Consider the following 18448-nt stretch of genomic DNA (forward strand, 5'->3'; position numbering starts at 1 on the left):
GGTCAGAGTCCCCGGCTCAGGATGAGATTTTTAAGCGCAGGACTTTCGCTGTAAGGGCCGTCAATATGCTCGATGGTCAGACGTTCGTTGGCCTTGATCGGCTGCAACAGGCGTTCACCATTCATCACCTCGCGGCAAGACAGTTGCCCCTTGTGCAGGGGAATAGCGAGGTAGAAATCTTTCTCGAACTCATCCCGGCCCAGAACATAGCCAGGTTCCAGGTCACGGCGCGCATAGGCACCGCGCACCAGGGCATTGAGGTATTCGGTTTCCTTTCGCGAGATGATGCGGCGGCTGGCGCTGACGCCACCGCACATTTCCTTGGCTTTGTGGAAGGCCTTGTACCAGGCGTCGCACTGCTCCGGCAACGAGCAGTAGTTGGAAACCGGGACGTCTTCGTACTGGATGTCGATGTGCCGCTCCCAGGTGCGCACCCCCTTGCCGTAGGAGATCAACATGGACGAATGCCAGTCATGGTACTCGTGGGTGGACAAACCAATGACATGGCCAGGGTAGCGATTACGCAGGTAGTCGATCTGATCGAGATGCAGCTCGTCGTCCTCGCTGGGGTAGAGCGAAACGCAGTGGTTGATGGACAACGGGATATCGCGCTTTTCAAAGTAGCGGACAACGTCATCCAGATCCTTTTCCGATGCCCCACCGGTGGAGATGATGGTCGGGCGGCGCGTAGATGCAATTTTCTCGATCAGCGGCCAGTCGTTCATGTCGGAACTGGCGATCTTGAGGATGGGCATGTCGAATTCGACACACAGATCAACAGATGCCTCGTCGAACGGCGTGGCCATGGGAATGCAACTCAGATTCCTGATTTCCTCGACCATTCGCGCAAATTCAGCCTTGCTGAGCTTGGTGTCTTCGGTTTTCTTGATATAGCGCAGCTCAGCATTGCCTTTGAAATCTGGATGAATGAATTCATCCACATCACGGAACTGCAACTTGATGGCGGCCTTGACGTTATTGAAACGTGCAATCGCACCGTGATCGCGGATGATTTTCAGCCCGCGCTCCAGCCTGCCCCAGTGATTGTTGGCAAGTTCCAGAACGAACAGGTTTTCAAATAAATCTTTGTCACGCTGGCTGATGGTTTTCATTAAATACTCCGCGCTCTTTTGCCTTGCTCAATTGAAATTGGCGCCAGGACAGGTTCTGGCCCTGGCCGCCGCAAATCCGCATTTCAGGCCGCAGCAATGGCCGCACGCCGATCCCGAATGCGCTGTATGAATGTTCGGTAATACGCCGCTGCCACTACTCCGGCACACACTTCAATCAGGGAGCCACGCCTTCAACCACTGCTCCACATATCGCTCATCCAGCATCCACCGGCTCAGTACCGTTTCTCGCAGGACATCCGCACACCTGGCGGTGGCATCGAGATCAGCAACGTGCATACGGATCGCGTTCAGCCAATCTCTGGCGGTATTTTTCACCCGGGTCACAGGCAAGCCCTGATAGGGCTGCACATCACTGCACACCACGGGATAACCGCAGGCAGCGTATTGCAGCAGCCGCACATTGCTTTGGCAGGCGTCGAACAGGCCATACCCCAACGGAGCCAGGGCCAGATCGAGGTGCAGCGACGCCAACTTTTGCGGGTATTGGTCGAACGGCACCGGATCGTGCAATTCACCCACGTAAGCGCGCATCGGCTCCGGGCACTCACCGAGGCATACCCAGTCCACCTCACCGGCCAATGCCTCGACAACGTCCTTCATCAGCGCCTGCACATCTGCATCACTGAAGTCGCCAACCCAACCCACGCGAGGACGCCCCCCCATAGCCTGGTGGCGCTCCAACGCCCCCCAGCGCGCTGGATGCAAACGATCGGGCAGCACTCGAATGTCCTGGTTCGAGCCACGTAGCACTTCGGCCAAGGCTTCAGTCGGCACCACCAGCCGATCAGCCAGCCCCACGAAGCGTTGCAATGCAACCTGGATATCTCCAGGTACGCTGGCACGCAGCATATGCCCCTCGGGTAACCCGGGAAGATAAGCGTCCACCTCTGCGACCTTGAACGCGCTGGAGAATTGGGCATTGCGGCGTAACGATTCGATTCCCGCCTCAGTGACCTGCTGCTGCAATACCCAGGTATCCGGCTGAAGCCGCTCCAGCTCGGCTGGCAGGTAATGACGCAAGCTCAGGCGTACATCGGCCACACCACTGATATTCATGGACAATGCCGGGTCGATGACACGGCCGTACCCGCCCCCTTCAAGGTCCTTGGGCATCGCCAGCACCACTGGCAACGGCCGCCATGCAAGCGGGTTCCAGGTCAGCGCCGAATCAGCTTCCAGTTCGAACCCCGCGCCCTGGAGAGACAAATTCCGGTTATAGGCCGGATCGCGGGCAATGAGTGGCAGCCACTTGCGGTACATCGCGTCCTGATCCGCAGTACCTGCCTCTTGAGACGACAGCGCTGGTTGTTCCTGAGCGCTGTCCCGCTCCTGCAACACCACGGCGTGGGGCGTCCAAACCGTGAGATAGCCCGCCTGGCCAGCCTTCAGACACAGGTCGATATCCCCGTACGTTTCTTGCAACTGTGGCATGTCCATTCCACCCAACGACTCATAGAGCGCTCGGCGAATCATCAGACAGGCTCCGGAAACAGCACTGTAGTTCTGATCCATTTCCAGACGCTGCATAAAGCCGCCATTGTCGGCCTGGCCAGAAAATGCCGAATGGGCCGGACCGTTCAACCCCAGTACCACTCCAGCACATTCGACCGTGCCGTCGGGGTGCAGCAACTTGGCACCCACGATGCCCACTTCCGGACGCTGCGCGTGGTTGAGCAACGCATCCAGCCAGTCGTCCTGGACAATGACGGTATCGCTATGCAACAGCACTAGATAATCGCCACGAGCATGACCAGCCGCCATGTTGTTGATAGCGCCGTAATCGAACTCGGACGGATAACGCAGCACGCAGATACCCGATGCCTCCAGCGCCGCCATACCGTCGAGCCAGGCACGGGTAGCCGGGTCAGTGTTGCCGTTGTCGACTAAAAGGATTTCGTAGTTTCGGTAGGTGGTTTTTTCCATCAGCGACGTGACACAACTGCGTACCCGGTCGCACCGCCCCTTGACGGCAACGACAATCGACACCAGTGGCGTATCCGCATGGCCGTAGTGGATGCGATGAATACCTGGCCGATGCATCTGGACCCGGGCCTGAAGATAGCCGCGCTGATGCAGGTGCCGCAGCAGAACAGCCTGTTCCTGGGGGTTGTGCACCAGATCGGTGGCGGCACTGATACACACAGGTTCACTGATATGCGCCAGACCATCCAGTCCATCGGAGTCTTCGATCAGCCGCAACAGCAAGCCGAACTCAACGGCCCCGGCGCTTTCCGGATCGAACCCGCCCGCATTCAGAAAAACATCCCGTCGATAGAACCAGTGACGGGCCATGTTCGCCGGACAGGACAGGAACATATCCAGGTTGAAATCAGGACGCAGCAGGGTGTCCAGCTCTCCTGTGGGTGCGCGGACGATCTCGTCCGCATACAGCGCCCGGACACTTGGCGCATCGAGCAGCTCCAGTGCCAGTACAAACAACCCGAACGGCGTGAATGTAGTGCCCGCACGGACAAAGCACAGCCACTGGCCGTCGACTATTTGCCACGCCAGATCATTGAGCGTTGCAACATCTGCATCAACGGCAACGTGGATATCGATGAATTGATAACCTTGCGCTTGCAGACTCTGCCGTGTGGTCTCGGTGGCGGCTGGCTGCCCATCCGGTACAATGATGAAATTGAAGCGCGGCAAATCATGCCAGCGCTCCTCAAGACGCCGAGTCATCAGTGCCGCTTGCCCTTCGGAGGGGAAACGTTGCCGCAGCCAATGCTCGATGGACTGGCTGCGCTCCCGGACACGCTGCTGCTCAGCCGATTGTGCCTCGCCCACCGCCGGGTTATCTGCCCCCAAGGTCGTGCAGGGCATCGCCTGGGTCTTCTCGATGAATGTGCCTAGTTGCTCCCAGAAGCGATTCTGCAAGGCAGTATATTTTTCCCCGACGATGGGTATCCCGGCCATCGCATGCTCGATCGCCGCAGGAGTATCCTCGAATGCCAACCCATGCGTCCCGAACTCCTCGATGCCAAGCGGAACACCGTCAAAGAACGGCGACTTCAGGACAACGGCAGGGCAGCCACACAGTATCGCCTCCAGGGCAATGGCCGTGGACGCGAAGCAGTACACCCGCTCGCTTCTTCGGAACAGCTCGGCCATTTCCTCTGAGGTGGCAGGCCACTCACCGGTAATGATGGTGCACTTTGCTGCAAGTTCAGGGTGCTCCTTCAGGGCATCGACATGCCGCCCCGGATACATCAACCAACCTTTGCGCTGCCGGTCATAGGGATTAGCCAGGTTGTTGTAAATCGAGGTATCGATGGGCGGCATGAACAGGATGCGATCCTGGCTCTCCCCCTCCGGCAACAAATTCTGCGTGTAGGCAAAAATCATGTCCGTGCTTGCAAACTCCGTATCACCGCCAAGCAGACCCGGCAGGTTCAGAAGGTAGCGCACCACCGATTGTGCATTGGCAGGATTGCCCCGGACCACTTCAGGGTACACCACGATCGGCCGGCGCCCCGCCTGTGCGTGTTGCTGCTGCAGGTCCCCCGTCAGCAGCGGCGTATGCCACAGCGGATTGGTCTGAGCGGGAAACATATAGGCATCCTGACCGCAGCGATTGAGCAGATGGCAGAGCATGTGCATCACACGAATGCCTGCCGAATTGCGGCGATAGTCTGGCGCGAGCAAGTAGTAGGGACGCGTAGGCGCAACAAACAGAGGTGGAAAGGACTGATTGGCCATAGACTTTTGAAACCCTGAATTAACGCAGAACGTTCGACGTGTCGGGTGGACTACTCAAGACCTGGCCTCGGTGGCTGCGCGCGGGCTCCTTGAGTCCACAGCGTTTGAACGCACACCAAGGCCACTGAACGGCATTGAGCACCTGTCAGCGCAACCTGCGCACGTAGCTTTCTATGTTGCAGGCAGCATGCTCGAGGTGCTGTTCGGAAAGTCCTGGCCACAGGCCGATCCAGAAGGTGTCCTTCATTACCTTGTCGGTCACCGTCAGCTCGCTCGCCACTCGGTATTGCTGGTCCTTCATATAAGGCTGGCGAGTCAGGTTGCCTGCGAACAGCAGCCGCGTACCGATCTTCTGCGCATCCAGGTGACGCAGAAGATCCAGGCGCTCGACCCCGCAACCATCGCGCAGGGTGAGCGGAAAACCGAACCAGGACGGGTCACTGTTGGCGGTGGCGTGCGGCAGGATCAATTGATCGGTGCAACCGCTCAGACGCTCGCTAAGCCAATCGAAATTGCGCTTGCGTGCAGCGATGAAGTCATCGACCCGGTCCATCTGCGCCAGTGCGCAGGCGGCCTGCATGTCAGTGATCTTGAGGTTGTAGCCCAGGTGCGAGTAGGTGTACTTGTGATCGTAGCCTTGCGGCAGATCACCCAGCTGCCAGCAGAAACGCTTGCTGCAGGTGTTGTCCTCGCCCGGTCCGCAATAGCAGTCACGACCCCAGTCGCGGAACGATTCGACGATGCGCTTGAGCAGCGGCGAATCGGTGAACACGGCACCGCCCTCACCCATGGTGATGTGGTGGGCCGGGTAGAAGCTCAGGGTACCAAGATCGCCGAAGCTGCCTACCTGACGACCATCGTAAGTCGCACCCAGGGCGTCGCAACAGTCTTCGATCAGCCACAGACCGTAACGGTCGCACAGCTCGCGCACCACTTTGAGATTGAACGGGTTGCCCAAGGTGTGGGCCAACATGATCGCCTTGGTCCGCGGACCAATCGCCGCTTCGATCAGGGCTGGATTGATGTTATAGGTCCCCAGTTCGATATCGACGAACACAGGTACTGCGCCAAACTGCAGGATCGGGTTGACCGTGGTCGGGAAGCCTGCGGCCACGCCAATCACTTCATCGCCCTTGCCAATCGCACGGTCGCCCAGACGTGGCGAAGTCAATGCCGAAAAAGCCAGAAGATTGGCAGATGACCCAGAGTTGGCAGTCAATACACCACGCCGCCCCAGGTAACGCGACAAGCGTTTTTCGAAGGCCTGATTGAAGCGCCCGGTCGTCAGCCAGCCGTCTAGCACCGCCTCGGTCATGGCTTGCAACTCGGGTGCACCAATGACCTTGCCGGAAGGAGGCACTGCGTCCTCGCCCGCTACGAATGGCGAGGTGGCCAATTCCAGTTCCGCATAGCGGCCTACCAGCTCGGCTATCTGCTCGCGCAGCTGTTGCGCCGTTTGTACACTCATGGGGTCTCGCCTTGATAAGCCGCGATCTGCGCGCGGCTGAATGCATGCATGTCTTGACCGGCGTGCCAGGCACGGTGCCAGTCGAGGGTGTGTTCAAGGGCTTGTGCCAACGTCCAGCGCGGCCTCCAGCCAAGTTGTCGGCGTGCCTTGCTGGAGTCCAGCGACAGCAATCCCGCTTCATGCGGTTGCCCTGCCGCATCGACTTGCCAGGGCGCGTCACCCGGCCAGAGCCGGGCAAGCTGCTCGACCAGCTCACCTACTGTGGCCACGCCATCAGCATCCGGGCCGAAGTTCCAGGCCGACGCCACGGCATCGCCGCGCTCTACCAATGCCTGAGCCAGATGCAAGTAGCCCTGCAACGGCTCAAGCACGTGCTGCCAAGGACGGATAGCCTGTGGATAACGCAAGGTCAGCGACTCCCCCGCCTGCCAGGCACGCAGGATGTCGGGTACCAAGCGGTCGCCGGACCAGTCGCCGCCACCAATGACATTACCCGCCCGCGCAGTCGCCAGGGCGATACCCGATTCACGCAGGAAAGACTCGCGCCAAGAGGTACACAGCACCTCTACACACGCCTTGCTGCTGCTATAGGGGTCATGCCCACCGAGGGCATCTGTTTCGCGGTACGGCCAGAGCCACTCACGGTTGTCGTAGCACTTGTCACTGGTGACTACCAACACCGCACGCACCGACTCGCACTGCCGTGCCGCTTCAAGCAGATTGACCGTGCCAATCACATTGGTCGTATAGGTATCCAACGGTGTGCGGTAAGACTCACGCACCAGCGGCTGGGCTGCCAGGTGCAGAACAATCTCGGGCCGGGCCGCATTCAAGGCTTCACTCAAACGCTGCACATCACGGATGTCGGCCAAGGTGCCAGGAACTCGCCCGGCAAGCGCAGCGACATCCCAGAATGCAGGCTCGGTATTGGCCGGCAGCGAGTAACCGTGAACGTGAGCGCCCAGCTCGCGCAACCACAACGCCAGCCAGCCGCCCTTGAAACCGGTGTGTCCGGTCAGAAGCACCCGGCGTCCTGACCAGAACGATGGACTTACGACCATAGCCGCCACTGCGCCTGGCCAGTCTTCCAGCGATCTTCCAGCAGGACGCGGTCGCGCAGGGTGTCCATAGCCTGCCAGAAGCCTCGGTGCAGGTGGCTCATGAGTTCACCCTGCCCGGCCAGCGCGCGCATCGGCTCGGATTCCCAGGTGGTGTCATCACCGTCAATGAAGTCGAATACACCGGGCTCCAACACGAAGAATCCACCGTTGATCCAGCCGCCATCGCCCAGGGGCTTCTCCTGAAATCCTCGGACCTGCTCCCCGCGTATGTCCAGGGCACCGTAACGTCCCGGCGGCTGTACACCAGTGACTGTGGCCAACTTGCCATGGCTGCGGTGGAAGTCGATGAGTGCAGGAATATTGACGTCGGCAACGCCGTCGCCGTAAGTCAGACAGAAAGTCTCGTCCCCCACATAGTCGCGTATGCGCTTCAGACGACCGCCAGTGGCAGTGTTCTCGCCAGTATCTACCAGGGTTACGCGCCAGGGCTCGGCATGGCGGTTATGGATGCACATCTGGTTCTCTGCCATGTCAAAAGTGACGTCGGACATGTGCAGAAAATAGTTGGCAAAGTACTCCTTGATCACATAGCCCTTGTAGCCCAAGCAGATGACGAAGTCGTTGATGCCAAAGTGCGAGTAGATCTTCATGATGTGCCAGATGATCGGCTTGCCGCCTATCTCGATCATCGGTTTTGGCCGCAGGTGGGATTCTTCGCTGATACGCGTACCCAGGCCGCCGGCCAGAATGACTGTTTTCATTATCTGCTTACCTTAAGGGCTTTTGCCACGATCCGAGCCGACAATTTACTGACCAAAGCAATGGCTGAGCGGACTAAAAGCAAGAATGTTGCCAACTTGTAAAAAGCAAGAATCATGAGAAGCACCAAGCCGACCACTGCCTCGGCAGTGGCGCAGAAACGACAAGGCCGGGCATTAAGCCCGGCCTTGTCGTTACACCTGCGTCAAGCCAGTTCGCTGACCCACTCGAGCACCACCGGTTGGCCTGAATCCGCCCCCCTCGATACGTCCACACCAGATGAATCGCTGGCCGCCACTCGCGTCGTGAACGCCGAGGGCCAGCGCGCGGACAATGCCTGCTGTTGCTGTTGCTCAAGCACCGGAACAGCGTCATTGAGCATTTGCGCCTGTGGCGTCCAGATCACCAGCAGACCCGCTTGCGCAGCTTTCAGGCACAGATCGATATCGGAACCGGCAAACGCCTGCATGCCGTCGCATTGGCTGAACAGGTCCTTGCGCACCATCAGACAATCGCCGGACACTGCCTGACAACTACGCACCTGTGCCAAGCCCAGGACCGACTCAGGCGCAAACCTGGACACTCCGAGCAATGCACCCTGGACTTGACCGGAAACCAGCAACTCGTAACCGGCATGGGTCACCTTCTCCTCGCGACCATGCATCAGGCAGCCCACCACGCCCACCTCAGGCCGTAGCGCCTGGTTGAGCAACGCCTCGATCCAGGCTGCCGAGGCCACCTGGCTGCGGCTGGACATCAGTACCAGGTATTCACCGCGAGCCTGTGCGGCCGCCTGATTGATCAACTGCGAGCGAGACATCCCCGGCTCGCCCGCCAGCACGCTGATCCGCCCCCCGGCAATCTCACTCGCCAGTGTTGTTGTGTTGCTCCCATCATCGACCACGATCACCTCGTAGCGAGGATAGCGGGTACGCTGCACGATGCTCGCCAGGCAAGCCCTGAGTTGCGCCAGGTCGCCGTCGACCGGCAACAGGATGCTGACCTGCGGTGTCACAGGGTGACGGAAATCAATCTGGAAGGCCCCGTCGACACTCTCACTGACCTGCCCATTGTAACCAAGCCCGGCCAGGTGACGCTTGAGCGTAGCCAGCGCATCCACCGACATGGCCTCGCGTCTCTGCTGGCCAATGACCAGATACTCGTCCAGATGCGCCAGCCCGCCCATACCATGCTGCTCAATCAACCTGAGCAGCAAGTCGAACTCAAGGGCGTGCGCATACGCCTCGCTGAACCCACCCAAGCCAATCACGCTCTCACGGTGCAGCAACCAATGCCGGGACATCAGGTCGGGACGACTGCGCAACAGATCCAGGTTGGCGCCGGGTCGAACAACGCTGAGCAGACGACCGTCTCCCGCACGCTGTACTTCATTGGCACAAATCGCCTGACAACCCTGCGCGCCAGCCAGTTCAGATTGCAAACGCAGCAACCCGCCCGGAGTCAATACATCTCCCGCCTCAAGCAGCATCAGCCAATCACTGGACAGTTGCCGTACTACCTGGTTGAGGTGGGCAACAACGTTGCCGGCAGTGACCTTGATAAAATGCAAGGTATCGCGCGGCGTGGTAATCGCCGGCAACTCACCGGCCTTGAGTACGACAATCTTGAAGTCGCGCAGTCCACTGGCCAGCAAACTGTCGAACGTGCCCTGCAGGGCAGCATCATCGTTTTCAAGATCCATCAGCACGAAAGCAATCTGCGGCAAGCGATTTTTGCTCAAGTGCGCGAGCACACGTTTTCTGGCGCCAGCGTCAGGCGTTGCTGCGGCAATGGCCGAAAGAATTCTGCCTGACGGGGTAGTCGCCAGACGTTCCTGCACCGAAGCCCCACCCAGCGCATCGAGCCGTTCAAGCCAACCCTCCAGCTCGCGGGCCTTGACGGCGTCATCCTTGCCGTCCAGTACTTCGACCAGGCGCCGGCATACCTGGCTATTGAACAGACCCAAGGACAGCGCTTGCCAATAGCGATCCTTGATACTGTCCACCGAATCGTTGGGATGAATCTCGAGCAAGGCCTGCTGGCGAACCCAGCACCCTTCGAGGGCCTGGATCTGCCGTTGTCCCGCTGGCCAGGCATGCAGCAGAAACTCCAACGCATGCAATTGCTCAAACACCGCAGCATTGTAGTAAGGCATCTCGACGAACTGACGTGGCTCGAATGTCCGCTCCGGGTCTTTCAACACCCCGCCCCAGCGTGACTTGAACAACAGCCGGGCCTCACGCCCCTCGTGAGTATTACGAACAAATCTGCCCAACACATCAAAGTCGATGTTGCCTTGGTCTGCTTGCCCTGTTTCAGCATTCCATTGATGCAAGCAGCGCACGGTCTGGTTGAGGCATTCCTCATAAGCAATCGGGTTCTGCTGGCTCGGCCGATACTCGACCACGGCACTGGTCTGCGCCAAAACCCGGCCCACTCCCTGCCTCAGCAGCGCATAGCCAATTGCTACACACCAGCCTTCGAATGGTAAATCTGCAGGCGCATTACGCACCGCAGCCTTCAAGACTTCGACCCTTACCAGCGAACGCCATGCTTGCAAGCCGAGACGCGCGTACAACGCGACACGCTCGCCGGGATCAACGGCATAAGCACTATGGTCGCGGGCTGATCCGAGCTTGTAATAATCGACCTCGTCGCCGCCTGCTGAATAGCCGATTGAATAGCCCTGAGCCATGGTGAAATCAGGGTGCCCCAGGAGAAAGTCCACCCCCTCCGTCAAGGCATCGGCGAGCAGGAAGTCACTGTCCGGCGTCAGGATTGCAAATGGCGTTTCTATTTGCTCAAGCACAGCAAGCAACTGCTCCCGCCAGAGCTGGGAAGATGCAGACCGGGTCGCAATGTCGACGCTCAGCATCTGGCAAAAGTGCTGTTTGTAGTAATAGCGTGCACGGCCCTGATAATCAGGGTCACTTACCCCCAGCAAGACAACCGTTACGTTGTTCAGTGATGTCGCCAACTCAACCGCTTTCTCGCCCATAGCGCACCTAGTACTCATAAAATTCGAATTCGGACAGGCACCGATTACCGATCGGGTGTGATCAATCAGCCAGCCAGCCATTTGCCCAGTGCTGCAACTTATCTGCCGTCAGCACATAGTCGCGCAACACCACTTCGCGCAACTCATCGCCTTGTCGATAGCTGGCTCGCGGATCGGCCAGGTGCATACGTATTGCTTGCAACCATTCGTGAGTGGTGTTGCTGACCACACGCGTACAAGGCAAATAACCTCGATAGGCCCTGGCATCGCTACAGATCACCGGATAACCACAGGCACCATACTCAAGCAATCGCAAATTGCTCTTGCAGTCGTTGAACAGGTTGGACTCCAGCGGCGCCAGCGCCAGGTCCAGGTCCAGACTGGCCAACTTGCGCGGGTACTCAAGCAGCGATACACCCGGGTGGAACTCGTGGACATAAGGACGAAGCAAATCCGGACACATGCCAAAGAAGACCCATTCGACCTCGTTCGCCAGTTCCTTGACGACATCGACAATAAGCTCGAGATCGCCGCGGTGGCTGGTGCCCCCCGCCCAACCCACCCGCGGCTTGAGCGAGGTCTGGCGACGACTGCGCAGGCCGTGCCACAACTGTGAAGCCAGCATATTCGGAACCACGCGAATATCCTGGTTCATGCTCGACAACACTTCAGCCAGCGGCTCAGTGGAGACCACCAGTCGATCGCAAAGGGAAATGCCCCGCGTGACCATTTCACGCATGTTGCCCGGAAGGTTGCGGCCGTGAGCGTTCTTTTTCGGCACATCGAGGATGTAGTCATCGATCTCGTAAATACGCCGAGCATTGGAGAAACGCTTGATACGCTCTATTTCCTCTAGCGCATTGGGGGTATAGCGGCATTGCAGGATGACCACATCCGGCTTGTCACGCTCCATTTCAATGTGACCCGGTGTGGTGTACGTCAATCGTCCCTGGATCCAGCCTGCCTTTTCCAGTTCGAGAAATGGCTGTGCCACCCGATAGTGCCCTACCGCCGACGTGTTGATCGGCAAAGCAAGGACAAAGGGTAACGCTCGACTGACAAACGGATCCCAGCCGGTGCGCAAGCCAGGATCGAGGGTGAAACTGGACATCTTCAGGTTGAGGTTACGATTGTAGGCGGGATCACTGGCCACACGAGACAACCAGCGCTGGTAAAAAGCCTCTTGATCCCGACCAGCATTGGCCTGCCCTGTCCGTGATTCACTCGAAACACTCAGTCGAGCGACCATGGAAAAAGGCGTCCAGACAATCAGATAACCATGGTCGCGAACCCGCAGACAGAAGTCCGCATCGAACCATTGATCCTGATAAGCACCCTCCTCAAGACCACCCAACTCGGTGAATATGCTTCGACGCACCAGCAGGCAGTCACCACTGACTGCGCTCCAGTTCTGCACCACACTCAAGCGATTCATGTACCCGCTGGCATCAGCCGAATGCCCGACGAATGGACTGCTGGCAGGCCCCTGCAGACCAAGGACCAGTCCAGCGCCCACCACGGTACTGTCCGGGGCGCAGAGTTTCGGACCTGTCACACCAACTTCCGGACGCTGAGCTTGGGTCATGAGTTCGTTCAGCCATTGGCCGTCAAAAATCATGCACCGGGGGTCAAGCATCAGCAGATAGGTACCCAGTGCTTCGTGACTGGCGTGATTTATCCGCTGTGCGGCACTGTGCCCGGCAACCTCGATAATCCTCAATTGCTCGCTACCGAGTCCTTGCATGGCAGCAAACCAGTCCTGCATCGGCTCCGGCTCGCTACCGCCGGTCACGATCAGGACCTCGTATGGGGCATAGGCCGTGTGTTCGAATATCGACTCGACACAATGGCGCAGCAACTGCAGGTCATGGCCAGCATCAATAATGATCGACACCCCTGGCCGCTCATCATGCTCATAGCGAACGCGTGAGAGCATGGAGCCTGGCGCCGAAGCGAGCTCGAACGGCACGCCCAGACGCTGCAGATGCGCTCTGAGTATGTGCGGCGCCTGAAGCACACAGTCCGCTTCAACCAACCAATCCGCGTAACTGGCCTTGCACTCCACGAGCAGCTCAGCGATATGCCCGACGACTTGCAAGCCATCCGCCTCGACCATCCGCCAGAGCAGATCATGGGGCGCCAGGGCGCCGAATTCCGCAGCGAAACCGCCCAAGCTGGACAAGGCCTCGCGCCTGAAGGCCAGCATGCGTCCGACATAGGGAAAACTACGCATCAGGTCGAGATTGAAGTCCGGCTTGAAGATCGGACTGGAGGCCTGCAGATTATCGTTGGCCCCTTCATCGGTGTAGAAGCAGTTCCTGTCGGCATACAACGCCATACGCTCAGCCATGATCACCAATGCATGCGGGTGCAAACGGTCGCCAGCGCGCAGCAGGAAGACCCAGTCAGCATCACCTGCCGATTGCAGTCGCGCATTGACCTGCTCGAAGCCGTCTCCACGCAATGCGGTTGTCTGCACATTGGCAGCGTCTGGTACTTGCGCCGGATCACGGGCAAATACCCACACCTGGCCAGCTGCGTAGGACTGCAGCGCAATGCTCTCCAGCGTAGCCTTCAACGCCAGCGCATCTCCGGCGGGATCCATGACCACCGGAACAATGCGGGGTGTGCTCGGCCATTGCTCGATCCGCCTGGCCATCAGACGAATCTGCGCAGCAGACAATGTTCTGCACTCCAGCCACTGAGCATAGAGCTCGGCAAAACTCAGACTGTCACTGCCCACCTGCTGCTGGTAGTTGGCAATTTGCCCGGAGTACAAACGAGTCAGTTCATACTCCTGCCAATCCTTGTCCGGGCCCTCGCAATACTGCTCGAAGCCGATATGGCGCACCCAGCCGGGAGCCGGTGCCGGCTCGCCCGTTCGCGAAGCGAGCATCTGCAACAGCCATTCGGTCTCTACCTTGAAAGCCATTTCCATGCTGGTTTGATGGCTCAAGCGAGCGGCATGCATCCGCTCGATACTGAGCATTTGCTGGAGGTACCCCAGGTGCCCACGGCGCAGCAGGCAGATGTACAGCGCCATATCCAGACGAGCACTAAACCCCTGCCCCTCCTGTACCAACATCGCCAGCGACTGCTCCACCAGTGCCCGACGCATCAGAACGTGGCTTAAACCGCCAAACAGGTTCGGCGCATTGGTAGCCACAGCCTCCAACAGATCGCCGCCGTTGAGCACCGCGCTTTCTATCGCGATAAAGCAATTAGCCGCACGTGGTGGCAGCAACGAGTCCTTGGCATCACACAAAAAGCGATGATTGGTCACTATGCTGACGTCGGGGCAGTCTGCCAAGACTTGCGCCTGTTGACGGATACTGCTCGACAGCAACCAATCATCGTCACAGAGAAACTTGATGTACTCGCCCCGGGATTGCTCAAGGCACACCAGCAAGTTGCGCGCGAACCCCAGGGTCATGGCATTGCGCACGTAGCGCAGTTCACAGGTTGCCTGAGCGGCCAGCTCGTCAAAGATTTCTTTGATCTCATCCCCGGCGCTGTCATCACAGACAATGACCTCAAGACAACCGTAGTCCTGTGAGATTGCGCTGAGCAGTGCCCGGTGAAAGAACTCGGGATTGAAAGCCGGGATGGCAATACTGACTAATGCTAGGTGGTTCACGATGGGAAACCCGGAGGAGGCGCTTTGACAGAGTCCACAGTCAACTGTCAAAGCGCCGAGTCAATCAGAGCTGGTTGAACAAGCTCAGCGAGGAGATTTTCGAGAAAGCCAGTTGCGAGGCCTGCAGCATGGTCTGTTGCAGGTTCAAACGAACCAGCACTTCGGCAGGGTCCGCATCACGAATCGAACTCTGGGTCTTGGTGTTGGCCATTTTCAGGCTCTCGTTGGTTTCCGCCTGAACATCCAGAGCGGCACCGCGAGCACCGATCGAGCTGATGGCTTCAGCAACTTTGTTGGCTCCACTTTCCAGGTTGCCGACCGCCGAGTCCAGGGCGGCCTGGTACTTCTGGCGCGACGCCAGGTCTGTGTCGACCGGCATCTCCAGCGCCTTGCGGAACTCCGAGATGGTATCAAGGATATTCTGGGTCTGGTGGGTATCGACCTTGACCGAGAACTGGTCGCCTCCGGCTGGCGGCTCGGAGAAGTCAAAATCAACACCGGCAATGCTGGCCTTGGTAGCAGGCGTGCCGGTCAGGGCACCACTGGCCACAGGACGGGCATCCGGCAACATCGGCTGGGCATAGACCTCAAAGTTGGTGGCGCTGGTGAACTTGATGATCGCACCGCCACCCGGGAACGCGTTGCTGTAGGCGGTCTTGTCAGTGATGGTGGCACTGTTGATCTGCGCCGACGAGGTATTGCCCGGGCTGCGCGAACCGCCGACTTCATCGGCTTTGGAGGCCAGATTGAAGGTGTAACCGGCGATTGCGGTATCTGGGTCGTCACCTTCCTGCAGGTTGACGTCCAGGCGCATCTCGACACCACGGAAGGTGATACTGGCGTCCTTTTTCGAATCGAAGGTGCCACCACCGGTAGCTTCCAGGGTCACGTCATTGTTGGCCGCGTCAGTGATCTTGAACTCAGTGTTGCTGGTGAAGGTGATGGTGTACGGCTCACCGCCACGGAAGCGATCATTGTACTGGGTGCTGCCGGACACCTGGCCATTGGACAGGCTGACCCGGCCATCATCCACTACCGGAAAGGTCAGGGTCGTCTGGCTGCGACTGGTATTGAGCGCTTGCTCGAATACGCTGTAGCCGCTGTCGTTGGTGGCCATGCTGAGCATGTCGCCGACCTGCAGGCTCAGGGTGCTCTGGTCGCCCTGGTAGCTGTAGGTGCCATCTGCGTTGCGCACATAGGGCTGGGTATCGCCACGCGAACCGGAGAAAATGTACTTGCCGTTCTCGTCACGGCTGTTCATCAGGCTGTAGAGCTGCTCTTCGAGCTGGGTCAGCTCCTGGGCATTGGCTTTACGGTCGGCATCGGTATAGCCGCCGTTGCCAGCGCCGACCGCCAGTTCCTTTACCCGCGCCAGCACGTTGGTGATGGAGTTCAAGGTCGACTCGGCGGTACCCAGGCTATTGCGCACACTGGTAATGTTGCCGTCGAACTGATCGAGCAGATTGCTCTGCTGCTGCAGCTGCAACAGGCGAGCGGCACCGACCGGATCATCCGCGGCCGTACGCACACGAATGTTGTCACTGGCTTGCTGACCGGTCTTGACCAGATTGGAAAAGTTGTTCGAGTAGTTCGCGGCGCTGGTTTGGTAGAACTGGGAAGTAGAAATACGCACGGTCTACCGCTCCTTAAAGGGCATTGATCAGCGTGGAGAAGATTTCCTGCGCCGCTTTGATGATCTGCGACGAGGCCGTGTAGTACTGCTGATATTTGATCAGGTTGCCGGCTTCTTCATCGAGCTGGACGCCCGACAGCGAATCGCGCGAAGCCTTGGCCGAGGTGTGCAATGCGGTGGTCGAGTCCACATCCATCTGCGCCTGGGCGGTCTTGCCGCCGACGTTCTCCACCAGTTTGCCGTAGGCGTCGGTGAGGCTGATGCCCTTGCCGTTGGCTCCGACTTCAACCGTTCCCTTGGTCTGCAGATCGATCACCGCCTGGCCGTTGCGGTTGTTGTCGGAACCCGGGCCAGTCATGCCGATGGTGTAGTTGTCACCCTCTTTGGGCGAACCGGAGACTTCCATCTCGAAGGTGAACGACTTCTGGTTACCGTTGGCATCCTCGATCGGTGCACCGGTGGAGTCGACCATCGGTACCGAGAACTGCAGCTTGTTAGCCTGGCCTGGAATGATGGTGCCGGAAGCCAGCGGATCACCCTTGGCATCGAGCAGCTTGTAGGTCTGCGGCGTGGTTTTTTCATCACCGAACACCAGCTTCACCGGCGTCGAATACTTCAAGCCGTTCTGCAGATCCAGGCGCTGGGCCGGATCGTAGATGTCCATCGACGAAGTCAGGTCGGGCTGGCCGATGATGCCGGTGCCCTTGTTGCCCGAACCACTGGTAGCGGTCAGCGGTGATGCCAGCGCCAGGCGCTTGGGATCAGTGAGGACAGTGTCCAGATTGCTGGCGGCATTGCGCGTCGGGGTGATTTTGAAGCTGTCACCCGCTTGCGCCGCACCACTATTGAGATTGAGGCTGAAGCCATCGATAACCGGCGCCGGATCATCAGTGATGTCGTACGGCCCCATGGCGGTCCCGTCCGGCAGCTTCTTGACGCTGTAGCCAGTAGCACTGGTGAAGGTCACCTGGTAGTCGCTGGTGCTCAGCTTGCCAGTGTCCTTGATGACCACATCAAGCATACCGTTGCCGGTGTTGCCGGCTTTGGCAATGCTGCGCTGGCTGATCAGTTCAGGGCTGTTGATGTTGTTGAACAGGGCGGCACCGAATTCACCGTTCTTGTCGATACCCTGGGCCAACTGGCGGTTGATCTGATCAGCCATGACCAGCGCCACGCGCCCCAGCTCGTTGAGCGAGGGGTCGAGTACTTCGCTGCGATAACGCAGCAGGCCGCCAATCTCGCCGCCCTTGAGACTGGAAGTGACGTCCATGACCGTGGTGCCGCGGTTGAGCTGGATACTGACCCGGGTCGGGTCGTTCTTGCTCGGCACAGTCTCCAGGGTGTTGATGGTCTTGCCCATCACCAGCGGCTGGCCATTCTCCAGGTAAATATCCAGATTGCCTTCACGCTCGACCACCTGGGTACCGACCAGCTGGGACAACTGACGCACCGCTTCGTTGCGCTGGTCGAGCAGGTCGTTCGGGGTGCCCTGCATCTGCGAGATCTGGTCGTTGTACTGGGCAATGGTTGCCGACAGTTTGTTGACCTGATCAGCCATCGACGACAGATTGCCATTGATGTTGCTGTTCTGTTCGTTGAGCTGGTTGGCGATGGTGTTGAAGCGCTTGCTCAGCGATTGCGCACTGGTCAGCAGCAACTGGCGCGAGGCATCCTCGTTGGGCTTGGCGGCCGCGCTCTGCATGGCGGTGAAGAAACTCTTCAAGGCGCCGGTAATACCGGTATCGGCGTCGGACAGCATGCTGTCGATCGGCGCAACCTGATTGAGATACGCCGCAGCATCGCTGTTCAGCGAGGTGGTGGTACGCAACTGGTTTTCGAGGTAGGCGTTGTACACCCGACGCACATCGGACAGGGTCGTACCGGTGCCGATAAATACATTGCCGTTCTGCTGCGAGCCGTTGGCCCGCTGCACGTTCTGCTGGCGCGAATAACCAGCGACATCGGCATTGGTAATGTTGTTACCCGTGGTGTGCAGGCCTGCCTGACTAGCGCCGAGCCCCGACATTCCGATGTTGATCAAACTCGCCATGGTTCAA

Annotated in this window: 9 protein-coding genes; all 9 read right to left on the reverse strand. The window is 58.9% G+C overall.

Going from position 1 to position 18448, the window contains the following annotated elements:
• Positions 1 to 2: 2 nt before the first annotated feature.
• Entirely contained in the window at positions 3 to 1112 is a 1110-nt protein-coding gene (locus ACO6VD_RS13480; protein ID WP_422419709.1) for an N-acetylneuraminate synthase family protein, read from the reverse strand.
• Between the two features lie 171 nt (positions 1113 to 1283).
• Positions 1284 to 4835 carry a glycosyltransferase gene (locus ACO6VD_RS13485; protein WP_422419711.1) on the reverse strand — a complete coding sequence of 1184 codons (3552 nt, stop codon included), beginning with the start codon at positions 4833 to 4835 and terminating at the stop codon, positions 1284 to 1286.
• Between the two features lie 145 nt (positions 4836 to 4980).
• Positions 4981 to 6303 carry a lipopolysaccharide biosynthesis protein RfbH gene (gene rfbH / locus ACO6VD_RS13490; RefSeq protein WP_422419713.1) on the reverse strand — a complete coding sequence of 441 codons (1323 nt, stop codon included), beginning with the start codon at positions 6301 to 6303 and terminating at the stop codon, positions 4981 to 4983.
• Positions 6300 to 7364, reverse strand: coding sequence for a CDP-glucose 4,6-dehydratase (gene rfbG, locus ACO6VD_RS13495; RefSeq protein WP_422419715.1), 1065 nt, complete (start codon positions 7362 to 7364; stop codon positions 6300 to 6302). Before rfbG ends, rfbH begins: the two co-directional genes overlap by 4 nt.
• Positions 7355 to 8125 (reverse strand): glucose-1-phosphate cytidylyltransferase, encoded by a 771-nt coding sequence (rfbF, locus tag ACO6VD_RS13500; RefSeq protein ID WP_157193515.1) that lies wholly within the window; start codon positions 8123 to 8125, stop codon positions 7355 to 7357. Before rfbF ends, rfbG begins: the two co-directional genes overlap by 10 nt.
• A 203-nt stretch (positions 8126 to 8328) precedes the next feature.
• The gene (locus ACO6VD_RS13505) at positions 8329 to 11121 is read right to left on the reverse strand and encodes a glycosyltransferase (RefSeq protein ID WP_422419718.1); all 2793 of its coding nucleotides are present in this window, start codon (positions 11119 to 11121) and stop codon (positions 8329 to 8331) included.
• 61 nt (positions 11122 to 11182) lie between these two features.
• Positions 11183 to 14758: a glycosyltransferase gene (locus ACO6VD_RS13510; protein ID WP_422419720.1), complete on the reverse strand. Its 3576-nt coding sequence runs from the start codon at positions 14756 to 14758 to the stop codon at positions 11183 to 11185.
• 64 nt (positions 14759 to 14822) lie between these two features.
• Entirely contained in the window at positions 14823 to 16391 is a 1569-nt protein-coding gene (locus ACO6VD_RS13515; protein WP_422419722.1) for a flagellar hook-associated protein 3, read from the reverse strand.
• Positions 16392 to 16404: 13 nt separating this feature from the next.
• Positions 16405 to 18441: a flagellar hook-associated protein FlgK gene (gene flgK, locus ACO6VD_RS13520; RefSeq protein WP_422419724.1), complete on the reverse strand. Its 2037-nt coding sequence runs from the start codon at positions 18439 to 18441 to the stop codon at positions 16405 to 16407.
• Between the last annotated feature and the right edge of the window lie 7 nt (positions 18442 to 18448).

It is taken from the genome of Pseudomonas sp. GZD-222, from assembly GCF_049310525.1.
Lineage (GTDB): Bacteria > Pseudomonadota > Gammaproteobacteria > Pseudomonadales > Pseudomonadaceae > Aquipseudomonas.

What these genes read in the sequence shown, in the direction of transcription:
- ACO6VD_RS13480 (WP_422419709.1), bottom strand. Translation starts at nt 1,112, where the DNA reads ATGAAAACCATCAGCCAGCGTGACAAAGATTTATTTGAAAACCTGTTC.
- ACO6VD_RS13485 (WP_422419711.1), bottom strand. Translation starts at nt 4,835, where the DNA reads ATGGCCAATCAGTCCTTTCCACCTCTGTTTGTTGCGCCTACGCGTCCC.
- rfbH (WP_422419713.1), bottom strand. Translation starts at nt 6,303, where the DNA reads ATGAGTGTACAAACGGCGCAACAGCTGCGCGAGCAGATAGCCGAGCTG.
- rfbG (WP_422419715.1), bottom strand. Translation starts at nt 7,364, where the DNA reads ATGGTCGTAAGTCCATCGTTCTGGTCAGGACGCCGGGTGCTTCTGACC.
- rfbF (WP_157193515.1), bottom strand. Translation starts at nt 8,125, where the DNA reads ATGAAAACAGTCATTCTGGCCGGCGGCCTGGGTACGCGTATCAGCGAA.
- ACO6VD_RS13505 (WP_422419718.1), bottom strand. Translation starts at nt 11,121, where the DNA reads ATGGGCGAGAAAGCGGTTGAGTTGGCGACATCACTGAACAACGTAACG.
- flgK (WP_422419724.1), bottom strand. Translation starts at nt 18,441, where the DNA reads ATGGCGAGTTTGATCAACATCGGAATGTCGGGGCTCGGCGCTAGTCAG.